Source organism: Nocardia sp. NPDC088792 (genome assembly GCF_044750615.1).
Lineage (GTDB): Bacteria > Actinomycetota > Actinomycetes > Mycobacteriales > Mycobacteriaceae > Nocardia.
Genome location: NZ_JBIVKC010000006.1, coordinates 327,817 through 339,807, shown reverse-complemented (window position 1 = coordinate 339,807; position 11,991 = coordinate 327,817). Strand labels below are relative to the sequence as shown.

Below are 11,991 nucleotides of genomic sequence, written 5' to 3'. Positions count from 1 at the left end.
GACGCCTCGTCAGTTCGAGCAAAGGGGTGATCCGGGTGTGACGCCGGTGAGCGCGCCGCCGCGCAGGACCGGAATCCCCGCTACCAGAACATCATCGATACCCCCGGCCAACTCCCTCGGATTGTGGTAATCGGCGCGATCGGCCACGGTATTCGGATCGATGACAATGACATCGGCGGCATATCCGGGCGCGAGCCGCCCCCGGTGCGGCAATCGGAACCGTTCGGCGGGGCGGGTCGAGAGATGCTCGATCGCGTCCGCCCAGGACCAATCCCCCCACTCCCGGACCTGTCCGCGCAGAAATCGCGCGAAGGCCCCGTACCCGCGCGGATGCGGATGCCCGCCGATATAGATGCCGTCAGAGCCGCCGACATGCGCGGAATCTCTTGCGAGCGTGCGCATATCGTCGATCGTGGTGGTCGCGGGATAGTCGAAGACCATGGCGGTCTCGGCGCGCGTGGCGATGAGCAGTTCGGCGCAGAGTTCGCCGACGGTCAGGCCGGCGCGCTCGGCGGCGCAGGGCAGGGTCAGGCCCTCGGCCCAGGCGAAGCGGGCTTCCGGGATGTGCGCCAAGGTCACCCGGGCCGATCGGTCCGGCCCCATCTCGACCGTCAGACGGTGCCGTATGCGCCTGTCCGACAGCACATCACACAGCCGCTCGGGATCGCCGCTGGGCAGCCATTCGGGCAGTACGGCGGTCAGGACGCTGGCGCCCTTCAGGTACGGGTAACTGTCGAACGAGACGTCCGCACCGCTGCTCCGGGCCTGCTCCAGCAGGGCCGTGAGCGAGCGCGCCGGGCCATGATAGTGCGAGATATGCACGGGAATCCCTGCGCCGCAGCCGATCGCGGCCGCCTCCGCCATCCCGATGGCGGCCCGCTCCTCGTAGCCGCGCATATGGGTGACATACGGCAGGCCCCGGGCGGCCAGCGGCCGGCAGAGTTCGGTGAGTTCGGCGGCGTCGGCGTAGCGGCCCGGCAGATAACCCAATCCGCTCGACAGGCCGATGGCGCCGTCGGCCAGCGCCCGGTCGACCATGGCGCGCATGCGAGCCGTCTCCGCGCCGGAGGGGCGGTAGTCCCGCCCACCCATGACCACCCGCCGAATAGTGCCGTGCGGGGCCAGATATGCCGTGTTCAGCGCGGTGGAGCCGCGATAGGTCGCCAGCAGGCGCGCGACGTCCACCCAGCCGCTCGCGGGCACCGTGAGGGTCGGATGGCGGCCGTTGACGCCGGCGAAGTAGCCGCCCACCCAGTCCAGGGTCGCGGCATCGGCGGGTGCGAAGGACAGCCCGTCCTGGCCGAGAATCATGGTGGTGATCCCCTGTCGCAGGGCCGCGAGCTGCACGTCCGCATCGAGGATGCGGGCGTCCGCGTGCACGTGGGCGTCGACGAATCCGGGCGCGACCAGGCGGCCCGTCGCATCGATCTCGCGCCGCGCGCGGGCCGCCGCCAAACCGCCTACGGCAGCGACCTTCCCGCCGGTGATGCCGATATCGGCCGCATATGCCGTGCGCCCGGAGCCATCGAGCACACTGCCGGCGCGAATCACGATGTCGAACATCATTGCTCCCTCTCGATGGTGCGCTCCGGATGCCGAAAGACCGCCGCTATGATCGCCGCATGGATTGTCCGCCACGGTTTTTGCCGACGACCGAGCCCCGGATATATCAATTCCGCGATCCGGCGGAAATATCCGAGGGGATCGCGCTGTATCGGAATGTATTTCGAGTTCCGCCGGCGGACTGTACGCTCGGCCCGCGCTTGCTCACCGGATTGGCGAACAATCATGGCTTCGTATTCGGCGCCCGGATCGGTTCCGAACTGGTCGGTTTCGCCTACGGATTTCCCTGCATCCCCGACTCCTGGACCCCGCCATATCTTTATCTGCAATTGATAGTCGTGCATCCCGAACATCAAGGCGCCGGCATCGGGCGAACCATGATGGTGGCCTTGGCCGATTTCGCACTGGCCCGCGGATTGCTGACCGTCCGCTGGGCCTTCGACCCGGTCGATACCCGCAATGCCCACTTCTACCTCGATGTCATCGGAGCCTCCGCGCAGCAGTTCGTGCCGGACATGTACGGCGCGGCGGCGGACGCCCCGACCGACCGGGTCATCGCCGAATGGGACCTGACCGATTACGCCGGACCAACCATTCTCCATGCCCCGCGCGGTGCATCGACCTGCTGAACATGGCCACAACCAGCGTTGGATGATCCGGGTCCCGGACCCTTAGCGTCGGAAGGCATGATTCAGCAATCGATCGGGATCATATCGACCGGTTCCTATGTTCCGGACCGCACGATCTCCAATGCCGAATTGGCCGCGCGGACAGGCACTTCGCCAGAATGGATAGAACTCAAGACACAGATCAGAAGCCGGCGCTACGCCGCCCCCGATCAGGCGGCCTCGGATCTCGCCGTCCTCGCCGGGCGGCGCGCGCTCACCGCGGCACGGTTGTCCGCGAACGATATCGATTACCTGATCGTCTCCACCTCCACCGGTGATTCACCGCAGCCACCGACCGCGGCGCTGGTCCAGCACGCGCTGCAGGCGCACCGCGCGGCCTGCCTCGATATCAATGTGGTCTGCAGTGGATTCGTCTACGCGCTCGAACTCGCGCACGCCCTGCTCACCCTGCATCCGGGCGGCCGGGCACTGGTCATCGCCGCCGATGTGTATTCGCGCATACTCGATTTCAGCGATCCGCGCACGGCGGTGCTGTTCGCCGACGGCGCCGGTGCGGCCGTGGTGGGCCCGGTCCCCGGACCATACGGGATCGAGCGCGTGCTGCTCCGCAGCTTCGGCAATATGCACCACCTGCTCGGGGTGCCGGCCGGGGGCAGCCGATCACCGGCCTCCCATGCCACCGTCGACGGCGGTGCGCACTACTTCAAGATGGACGGGCACGCCACCGCGGACTTCCTGCTCGACATCCTGCCGCCGCTGATCACCGAGGTGGTACACGCGGCGGGCTTCGAACTCGACGATATCGAACACGTTGTGCCCCACCAGCCCAACGGGCGGCTGATCGACGATCTCGCGCACAAGGCGGGGCTGGACCACACCCGCATCCACCGCACCATCGACACCCTCGGAAACATGGGCAGCGCCTCGATCGCGGTCACCCTCGACCGGGCGTGCGCCGAGTTCACCGACGGCGATCTGATTCTGCTGATCGGATTCGGCGGCGGTATGGCGGCCGGGGCGTGTCTGTTGCGTTGGGCGCAGCGCCGGGAGTTGTGATCGGAGACCAACAGAAGTTGGGTGGCCGCTTCCACGCCGCGTTGGTGATCGAACACTTTGGCACGCCGCGCAATCCGCTCTCCTACCGTGAACGGACGGCATTCGGCCGCACGGTGAACATTCGCCCATCTGTGAATCCGATCTTCTGGAGGTGACTCCGCATGCCCGCATTGGCTACCGGATCGGCTGTGCAACGGTCTTCGGCCTCGAGGCAACTGGCGCAGGCCCGCGCCCTCATCGACCCGATCCTCAGGAACGCGGTGGCGACGCTGCCGCCGCCGCTCGACGTCATGACCGGCTATCACTTCGGCTGGTTCGACTCCCAGGGCAGCGTCGCATCGAACCCGCCCGGCAAAGCCCTGCGCCCGGCCTTGACGGTGGCCGCCGCACAGGCTTGCGGCGGCGCACCCGCCGATGTCGCGCATGCCGCCGCGGCGGTCGAACTGCTGCACAACTTCTCGCTGGTGCACGACGATATCGTCGACGCCGATCCGATCCGGCACGGCCGGCCCACGGTGTGGACGGTCTGGGGTGCGCCCAATGCGATTCTGGTCGGCGACACCCTGCATGCGCTGGCCGCCAAGGTACTGGTCGCCGGGGCCGCGGCGGGCGCGATCACCGAGTGCGCGCTCCGATTGGCCGATGCCACCATCGAATTGTGCCGGGGCCAGCAGCTGGACTGCGCCTTCGAGACCCGCGGCGAAGTGACGGTGGGCGAGTATCTCTCGATGTCGATGGGCAAGACGGGCGCGCTGATGGGCTGCGCGTGTGCCCTCGGCGCCCGCACCGCGGGCGCGGATGCGGCGACCGTGCAGGCCATGGACGCCTTCGGGCGGGCCGTGGGGATCGGATTCCAGTTGGTGGACGATGTCATCGGCATCTGGGGCGATCCGGAACTGACCGGTAAGCCGGCGGGCAGCGATCTGGCGCGCCGGAAGTGGACCTTTCCGGTGGTGCGCGTGCTGAATTCGGGTTCCGTGGAGGCCGGGCACCTGGCCCGGCTGTACCGGGCGCGGGAACCGATGTCCCCGGCCGATGTGGCGACGGCCACCCGGCTACTCGACGCGGCCGGCGGCGCCGAGCCCACGCTGCACTATGCCGCGCAACGCGTGGCCGCCGCCTTCGAATCGCTGCCGGCGTACTCCGGATCCGCCGAACTGCAGGCGCTGGCACACCGCGTCGCACACCGGGACCGGTAGCCATGACGACAGCGAACTCCGAAATTCCCGCGGCGCAACGGATTACCGCAATGGACGACTCCCGGGGAATGCGCCTGCGCGGCACCGGTCACGCGCATGCGAAGGTGATACTGATCGGCGAACACACCGTCGTGCACGGCACCCCCGCCATCGCCGTTCCGGTGCGCCGCTTGCAGATCGATGCGATCGCCTATCTCGGCGGCACGAACACGACCACCGGCCCGATCGCACCGGACACGGCGCGCTCCGGCACCGACCAGGCCGTCCAGGAACTGTTGCGCCAGTGGGGAATCACGGACGCCACCGTGGATCTCCGGCTGCACATCGGCATTCCGCCCGCGCGTGGCCTGGGCGGCAGCGCCGCCTGCACGGCCGCGGCCGTCCGGGCCGTCGCGCAGCTCTGCGGCCGGGAACTCGATGCGGCGCAGCTGTACGAATCGGTGCAGTTCGGGGAGCGGATAGCGCACGGGCGCGCCAGCGGGATCGATACCGCCGCGGTCCTCGCCTCGGACCCCATCCGGTTCGAGCGGGGCGAGAGCCGTCCGGCCGCCTGCGGGGTGCGCGCCGGACTGATCATCGCCGACTCCGGGATCCGGGGCGAGACGCGACCGGCGGTGGCCGCCGTCGCGGCCCGGCTCGGCGACGATCCCCGGCGGGGCAGCGAGATATTGACGCACGCAAGGGAATTGGTCGAGGAATCGGCCGAGTTCCTGAGCGCGGGCCGGATCGCCGAGCTCGGTCGCGCCCTCAGCGAATTCCACCGCGTGCTCGGCGGGCTGGGAGTGAGCCTGCCCCGGCTGGATCACCTGGCCGAGGCCGCGCTGCGGGCGGGCGCCTACGGCGCCAAGCTCACCGGTGGCGGACTGGGCGGCTGTGTGATCGCGCTGGCCGACCCGGATACCGAGAGCCAGCAGCGAATTCGTACCGCCCTGACCGAGGCGGGCGCAATCCGCACCTGGGTCACGACGCTCGGCGGTGCGTCATGAGCATCCTCTACACCACCGGCCGTGAATCCGGCGCCGGTCACGAATCACGAACCGCTGCCGTGGAATCGACTCCCGACCACGCCACCGCCATCGCGCATCCCAATATCGCGCTGGTCAAGTACTGGGGCAAGCGCGACGATTCCCTCATCCTGCCGGTGACGGACAGCCTTTCGATGACGGTGGACATCTTCCCCACCGTCACCACCGTGTCGATCGACCCGCAGGTGCGCGCCGATACCGTCGTCTTCGGCGAAGAGCCTGCCCCCGAACACATTCGGGCCAGGATCACGCGCTTCCTCGACCTGATCCGCGAATTCGCCGGCGCTTCCGGTCATGCCGTGGTGCACACCCGTAACTCCGTGCCGACCGGAGCCGGATTGGCCTCCTCCGCAAGCGGTTTCGCCGCCCTGGCGCTGGCCGCGGCGACGGTCTACGGGCTGCGGCCGGATCGCGCGACCCTGTCGCGGCTGGCGCGGCGCGGTTCGGGCTCGGCGTGCCGATCCGTGCACGGCGGGTTCGCGCTGTGGCATGCCGGGGCCGGTTGGGGCGCGGACGGTGACCATTCCTCCTACGCCGAACAGCTGTACACCTCGGAATTCGATCCGGCCATGGTGATCACGGTCGTCGATGACCGGGCCAAGCGGATCTCCAGCCGCGATGCCATGCACCGCACGCTGAGCACCTCACCCCTGTATCTGGCGTGGGCCAATACCTGCGCCGCCGATATCGCCGGCATCCGGGCCGCGCTGGGCTGCGGGGATCTCGATGCGATCGGCCGGATCGCCGAGCACAATGCGCTGGGCATGCATGCCACCATGCTGGCCGCGCGCCCGCCGATCCGGTACCTCTCGCCCAAGTCCGTCGCCGTGCTCGACCGCATTCTGCACCTGCGTGAGCAGGGCCTGTGCGTCTACGCGACCGTCGACGCCGGCCCGAATGTGGTGGCGCTGTGCCATGAATCCGACGCGGTGGCCGTGGCCGCCGAGCTGGGTGCGGCGGGTGAGCACATTCGTACCTTCATCGCGCGTCCCGGCCCGGGGGCCGCGCTGGTCTCGGGCGGTGGCGCATGATCGTCTGCCGCGCGCCCGGGAAACTGTTCATCGCCGGGGAATACGCCGTGCTGGAGCCCGGGCACTGCGCGGTGCTGGTGGCCGTCGACCGCTTCGTCACGGTCACATTGTCCGAGCACGGCGAATTCGATACGGTGCTGCTCGAATCCGATCTGGACGGCGGAGTCGAGCTGGCGTGCAGGCGATCCGGGCAGTCGCTCATACCGCTCGGGGCGCGGGCCCCGATCACCGCCTTCGCCTTCGTGCTCGCGGCCATCGACGCCATCGAGGAGTTGCTCGGCGAACGGGAACTGTCCCCCAGGTCTTTCCGCCTCACCGTGCACAGCGAACTGGCCGAGCCGGACGGCCGCAAGTACGGGCTCGGCTCGAGCGCCGCGGTCACCGTCGCGACCGTCGCGGCGCTCGACCGGTTCTACCGCCTCAACCTGACCCGCGAAGATCGCTACCGGGTGGCCCTGCTGGCCACGCTGGCCGTGCATCCCGAGGCCTCGGGCGCCGACGTGGCCGCCGCCACCTGGACCGGCTGGCTGGCCTACAGCTCACCGGACCGCTGGCTGATCAACTCGCAGCGCGCCGCCTACGGCATGCTCTCCGCACTCCATGCGCCATGGCCGGGCCTGGCCATCCGGCATCTGCCCGAACCGGTCACCGTGCGATTGCTGGTCGGCTGGACCGGACGGCCCGCCGTCACCCATCGCCTGGCCGCCCGGCTGGATCAGGAGAGCGGCGGAGAACCCTACGAGCGTTTCCTCGCCAGCACCGCGACCACCGTCCGGCTGCTCATCGAGGATCTCATCGCCGACAATCCGTTCCTCATCAAACGCGATATCCGCTGGGCCCGAACCGGACTCATCACCTTCGACGATGCCATGGGGATCGGCATCATGACGCCCCGGCTGCATGCGCTGTGCTGGGCGGCCGAGGCCGCGCGGGCCGCGGCGAAACCCTCGGGAGCCGGCGGCGGGGACTGCGGCATCGCGATCGCGGACGCCCTCGATCAGGACCAGATCGAGGAGGTGGAGAAGCGCTGGGACGTCGCCCGGATACAACCCCTGCGGCTGAGCGTGTATTCGGAAGGACGGGTATGGCAATGACAACAGGCGAATACGCCGCGATCCCACTCGAATGGGTCGGCCCCCTGCGTATCACGGGCGCGATCGAGGAGGAGATCGAAGTCCCGCTCGCCACCTACGAGTCTCCGCTGTGGCCCTCGGTGCGGCGCGGCGCGCGCCTGAGCACGGCGCTCGAACGCGGCATCGTCGCCACCGTGATCGACGACCGCATGACCCGCTCCATCCTGCTGGAGGCCGACGATGCCGCCGCCGCGCTCACCGCGACCCGCGAGCTGGAACGTCAACTGCCGCAACTGCAGACGATCGTCGCCGGCACCAGTCGCTTCGCACAGCTGATCGGACTGCATCATCAGATCACCGGCAATCTCTTGTTCCTGCGCTTCGAATTCACCACGGGTGACGCCTCCGGCCACAATATGGCGACCTTGGCCGCCGACCGGCTCATCACCCACATCCTGGACACCAGCCCCCGGCTGCGCTACGAATCGATCTCCGGAAACTATTGCGTCGACAAGAAGGCCGCCGCGGTCAACGGGATCCTCGGCCGCGGAAAGAATGTCGTCACCGAGATCCTCATCCCGGGCGCCTTGGTGCGGGATCGCCTGCACACGACGCCGGCGCGCGTGGCGCAGCTCAATGTCCGCAAGAATCTGATCGGCACCATCCTGGCCGGCGGAATCCGTTCCGCCAATGCGCATTACGCCAATATGCTGCTCGGTTTCTATCTGGCCACCGGTCAGGACGCCGCCAATATCGTGGAGGGCTCGCAGGGCATCACCCATGCCGAGGAGCGCGGCGCGGATCTCTACTTCTCCTGCACGCTGCCGAATCTCATTGTCGGCACCCACGGCAACGGCAAGGCCCTGCCCGCCGTCGAGGCGGCCCTGCGCCGGCTCGGCTGCCTTGCCCCGCGCCCGCCCGGCGACAATGCCCGCCGGCTGGCCGTGCTCGCCGCCGCAACAGTCCTGTGCGGTGAGTTGTCCCTGCTGGCAGCCCAGACCAATCCGGGTGAGCTGATGCGCGCCCATACCAGGCTAGAACGTCCCGACACACGAAATTTGGTGAGCAACCCATGAATCCGATCGCCGTCGGAATCCACGACCTCTCGCTGGCCGCCACCCACTACTTCCTCGATCTCGCCGTCCTCGCCGAACGCAGCGGCGTCGACGTGGACAAGTACTACCTAGGTCTGGGGCAGGAACTCATGAGCGTGCCCGCCGCGGACGAGGACATCGTCACCATGGCCGCGGCCGCGGCCCAGCCGATCCTCGCACGGCACGGCACCGCGGGGTTACGCACGGTGCTGTTCGCCACGGAAAGCGGTGTGGACCAATCCAAAGCCGCGGGCTTGTTCCTGCATCCGTTGCTGGGCCTGCCGCACGATTGCCGCGTCGTCGAGTTGAAGCAGGCCTGCTACGGCGGCACCGCCGCCCTGCAGTTCGCGGCGGCCCTGGTGGCCCGCGACCCGCAGCAGCGGGTGCTGGTCATCGCCTCCGATATCGCGAAATACCAGCCCGACTCCCCCGGCGAACCGACCCAGGGCGCGGCCGCGGTCGCCATGCTGGTGACCGCCGATCCGGCCATCCTGGCGCTGGATGCCGTCTCCGGCATCTATTCCGAGGACATCATGGACTTCTGGCGCCCCAATCACCGGACCACCGCGCTGGTCGACGGCAAGCTCTCCATCGAGGCCTACCTGCGGGCAAGTCTCGGGGCCTGGGAGGACTATCGGCGGCGCGGCGGCCTGGCCCTTACCGAGTTCGCCGCGTTCTGCTATCACCAGCCGTTCACCAAGATGGCCTACAAGGCGCACCGTAATCTGTTGCAGGCGAACGGCTTCAATCCCAGTTCCGCCGATCTCGACGCGGCGCTGCTGGCCACCACCACCTACAACCGCCTGCTCGGCAACAGTTATACCGCCTCGGTGTACGTCGCGCTCGCGGCCCTGCTCGACAGCACCGCCGATCTCACCGCGCGGCCCATCGCCTTCCTGAGCTACGGCTCGGGCAATGTGGCCGAATTCTTCAGCGGGCGAGTCGTTTCCGGCTATCGCGACCAGCTGCGCACCGTCGCCAATGCCGAGATGATCGCCCACCGCAAACCGATCACCTTCGATCGCTACCGCGAACTGCCCGATGCCTTGCGCGCCGCCGTCGGAAACCTCGTGTCCCCCAGGGAATCCGAGGGGGCCTTCCGCATCGCCGCCATCCGGGACGACAAGCGCATCTACGAGGTCGTCCTGCACTAGTCGTGTCACGGCGTCACCGCCCGGCCGTCGACGAGTTCGGTGCGGGCGGTGACGACCACGTTCGCAATACCCTCCGCCGTGAACCCGGCCTCGTCCAGCAGCTCGCTCCGGCCGCACTGTGACAGGAACCGATGCGGAAGTCCCATGCCGCGCACCGGAATCGGGGCGCCGGCCGCGGTCAGCGCCCGCGCCAGCGCACAGGCGACGGCGCCCGCGACGGTGTTCTCCTCCACCACCACGACCAGCCGATAACGCAGGCACACCCCGATCAGCACATCGGTGATCGGCAATACCCAGCGCGGGTCGACGACCGTCACATACACGCCGACCTCCGCCAATTGCCGTGCCGCGGAGACGCATTCGGCCGTCACCGGACCCACACCCATCAGCAGTACATCCCGCCGCGCCGACCGATACAGCACATCGAGCGACCCCCACCGCTCGACCGCCGGAATATCGGGCCCCACCGCATCCCGCGGAAATCGCAGCGCCGTCGGCCCGGTGTCACAGCAGATCGCCTCGCCCACCAGTTCTCGTAATGCGGTCCCGTCGCGCGGAGCGGCGACCCGGATCCCCGGCACCGCCGCCAGCAGGGTCAGATCCCATAAACCGTGATGGCTGGCCCCATCCGGACCGGTGATGCCCGCGCCGCCCAGCACCAATGTCACCGGGAGCCGGTGCAGGGCGACATCGAACAGCAGTTGATCGAAGGCACGATTGAGGAACGTCGAGTAGATCGCCACCACCGGATGCAGGCCCGCCGTGGCCGCGCCCGCCGCACTGGCCAGGGCATGCTGTTCGGCGGCTCCGACGTCGTAGCAGCGATGCGGGAAGCGCGCCGCGAACGCGGTCAGCCCGGTCGGGCCCGGCGCGCCCGCCGTAATGGCGACGACGTCGGCCCGCCGGTGCGCGATCGTCACCAGTTCCGCGCCGAATACCTCACTCCACACCGGACTTCCGGGGTCGACGGCACCGCCGGTACCCGAGCCGATGGTGTGCATCCGCTCGGCGTCCGCATCGGCCGGTGGATAGCCGTGCCCCTTGACGGTGGTCACGTGCACGACCACCGGCCGGCGCAGCGCCCGCGCCTGCCGCAGCACGGCCTCCAGGGCCGGGATGTCATGACCGTCCACCGGCCCCAGATAGCTCAGGCCGAGTTGTTCGAACACGGTCGTCCGATCGAACACGCTGGGCCCCAAGGGACTTGCCGGTGCCCCCGCGCGCAAGCGGCTCAGGTGCCGGGCGATCGCTCCCGCCGTGGGCGCGCAGCTGAACCCGTTGTCGTTCAGCACGACGATCACCGGCCGCTGCGGCGCCGCGCCGATATTGTTCAGTGCCTCGTAGGCCATCCCGCCGGTCAGCGCGCCGTCACCGACCACCGCGACCACCGCGCGATCGGTGACGCCCTGCAGCGCACGGGCTTTCGCGATCCCGTCGGCGTATCCGAGCGCGGTGGAGGCGTGGCTGTTCTCGATCACATCGTGCTCGGACTCCCCGCGATCGGGGTAGCCCGACAGCCCGCCCTCCTTGCGCAGCCCGTAGGCGAAGGCGAGCCGCCGCCCGGTGAGAATCTTGTGCACATAGGCCTGATGACCGCCATCGAACAGCAGCGTGTCCCGGGGCGAGTCGAAGACACGGTGCAGCGCGATGGACAGTTCGACGACACCGAGATTCGACCCGAGGTGGCCGCCGCTCGACAGCACCGTGTCGAGCAGTAGCCGTCGAATCTGGGCGGCGAGCAGCGGCAGCTGCTCGGGCGGTAGTCGCCGCAGGTCGTCCGGGGAGGCGATATCCGTCAATGGTTTGCCCACCATCCAACGATATTTCCGCGGACCCGCGGCGCACCCATCTCCCGTTGGAGCCAACCGTATTGGTCACGCCCGCCAGGCGGCGCGCAGCGTGGTGTCGTGGTTCACCAGGCGTCCGCCGGTCTTGGTCGCGTTCACCGCGTCGGGGTCGTGGCGTACGTAGACGTTGTAGTAGCCGAGCGCGACCAGTCCGAACCACGCCACGAGCAGGTTCGCGATCCCCGAGTGAAAGATCGCGAAGGCAAAGAAGGCAACCACGACCGCCGCGACGACCGCGCAATCGAGCAACTTCCCGTTCACCGAATTCTCCTCATCCTTGATACTGCGAGCGATTTGTTCCAGATGGAAGAGTAATACCG

The 11,991-nt window shown here is 68.6% G+C and carries 11 protein-coding genes; 8 read left to right on the top strand and 3 right to left on the bottom strand.

The features are described from left to right. Positions 1 to 9: 9 nt before the first annotated feature. Positions 10 to 1,566 (bottom strand): amidohydrolase family protein, encoded by a 1,557-nt coding sequence (locus ACIP5Y_RS37805; protein WP_400357353.1) that lies wholly within the window; start codon positions 1,564 to 1,566, stop codon positions 10 to 12. A gap of 209 nt (positions 1,567 to 1,775) precedes the next feature. Here ACIP5Y_RS37805 and ACIP5Y_RS37800 point away from each other — a divergent pair, with 209 nt between their 5' ends. The 8 genes from ACIP5Y_RS37800 to ACIP5Y_RS37765 all read left to right on the top strand — a co-directional run bounded on the left by ACIP5Y_RS37800 (position 1,776) and on the right by ACIP5Y_RS37765 (position 9,824). Beyond that, positions 1,776 to 2,192, top strand: coding sequence for a GNAT family N-acetyltransferase (locus ACIP5Y_RS37800; protein ID WP_400357351.1), 417 nt, complete (start codon positions 1,776 to 1,778; stop codon positions 2,190 to 2,192). Between the two features lie 57 nt (positions 2,193 to 2,249). After that, positions 2,250 to 3,248: a 3-oxoacyl-ACP synthase III family protein gene (locus ACIP5Y_RS37795; protein WP_400357349.1), complete on the top strand. Its 999-nt coding sequence runs from the start codon at positions 2,250 to 2,252 to the stop codon at positions 3,246 to 3,248. Positions 3,249 to 3,409: 161 nt separating this feature from the next. Continuing rightward, positions 3,410 to 4,447 (top strand): polyprenyl synthetase family protein, encoded by a 1,038-nt coding sequence (locus tag ACIP5Y_RS37790; protein ID WP_400357347.1) that lies wholly within the window; start codon positions 3,410 to 3,412, stop codon positions 4,445 to 4,447. Positions 4,448 to 4,497: 50 nt separating this feature from the next. Further along, complete coding sequence (mvk, locus tag ACIP5Y_RS37785) at positions 4,498 to 5,433, top strand: mevalonate kinase (protein WP_400357345.1); 936 nt, start codon at positions 4,498 to 4,500, stop codon at positions 5,431 to 5,433. Continuing rightward, positions 5,430 to 6,503, top strand: coding sequence for a diphosphomevalonate decarboxylase (gene mvaD / locus ACIP5Y_RS37780; protein ID WP_400357343.1), 1,074 nt, complete (start codon positions 5,430 to 5,432; stop codon positions 6,501 to 6,503). Before mvk ends, mvaD begins: the two co-directional genes overlap by 4 nt. After that, positions 6,500 to 7,597, top strand: a complete 1,098-nt coding sequence (locus tag ACIP5Y_RS37775) for a phosphomevalonate kinase (protein ID WP_400357340.1) — start codon at positions 6,500 to 6,502, stop codon at positions 7,595 to 7,597. Before mvaD ends, ACIP5Y_RS37775 begins: the two co-directional genes overlap by 4 nt. Beyond that, positions 7,594 to 8,652, top strand: a complete 1,059-nt coding sequence (locus ACIP5Y_RS37770) for a hydroxymethylglutaryl-CoA reductase (RefSeq protein ID WP_400358054.1) — start codon at positions 7,594 to 7,596, stop codon at positions 8,650 to 8,652. The genes ACIP5Y_RS37775 and ACIP5Y_RS37770 overlap by 4 nt, the downstream gene beginning before the upstream one ends. Beyond that, entirely contained in the window at positions 8,649 to 9,824 is a 1,176-nt protein-coding gene (locus tag ACIP5Y_RS37765) for a hydroxymethylglutaryl-CoA synthase (protein WP_400357338.1), read from the top strand. The genes ACIP5Y_RS37770 and ACIP5Y_RS37765 overlap by 4 nt, the downstream gene beginning before the upstream one ends. 5 nt (positions 9,825 to 9,829) lie before the next feature. Here ACIP5Y_RS37765 and ACIP5Y_RS37760 read toward each other — a convergent pair whose 3' ends face one another. Further along, positions 9,830 to 11,638, bottom strand: a complete 1,809-nt coding sequence (locus ACIP5Y_RS37760; RefSeq protein ID WP_400357336.1) for a 1-deoxy-D-xylulose-5-phosphate synthase — start codon at positions 11,636 to 11,638, stop codon at positions 9,830 to 9,832. Between the two features lie 60 nt (positions 11,639 to 11,698). Beyond that, positions 11,699 to 11,932, bottom strand: a complete 234-nt coding sequence (locus ACIP5Y_RS37755; RefSeq protein WP_400357334.1) for a hypothetical protein — start codon at positions 11,930 to 11,932, stop codon at positions 11,699 to 11,701. Positions 11,933 to 11,991: the final 59 nt, after the last annotated feature.

Coding starts and splice junctions, on each gene's coding strand:
- ACIP5Y_RS37765 (WP_400357338.1), top strand. CDS start 8,649: ATGAATCCGATCGCCGTCGGAATCCACGACCTCTCGCTGGCCGCCACC.
- ACIP5Y_RS37775 (WP_400357340.1), top strand. CDS start 6,500: ATGATCGTCTGCCGCGCGCCCGGGAAACTGTTCATCGCCGGGGAATAC.
- mvaD (WP_400357343.1), top strand. CDS start 5,430: ATGAGCATCCTCTACACCACCGGCCGTGAATCCGGCGCCGGTCACGAA.
- mvk (WP_400357345.1), top strand. CDS start 4,498: ATGGACGACTCCCGGGGAATGCGCCTGCGCGGCACCGGTCACGCGCAT.
- ACIP5Y_RS37795 (WP_400357349.1), top strand. CDS start 2,250: ATGATTCAGCAATCGATCGGGATCATATCGACCGGTTCCTATGTTCCG.
- ACIP5Y_RS37770 (WP_400358054.1), top strand. CDS start 7,594: ATGACAACAGGCGAATACGCCGCGATCCCACTCGAATGGGTCGGCCCC.
- ACIP5Y_RS37790 (WP_400357347.1), top strand. CDS start 3,410: ATGCCCGCATTGGCTACCGGATCGGCTGTGCAACGGTCTTCGGCCTCG.
- ACIP5Y_RS37760 (WP_400357336.1), bottom strand. CDS start 11,638: ATGGTGGGCAAACCATTGACGGATATCGCCTCCCCGGACGACCTGCGG.
- ACIP5Y_RS37805 (WP_400357353.1), bottom strand. CDS start 1,566: ATGATGTTCGACATCGTGATTCGCGCCGGCAGTGTGCTCGATGGCTCC.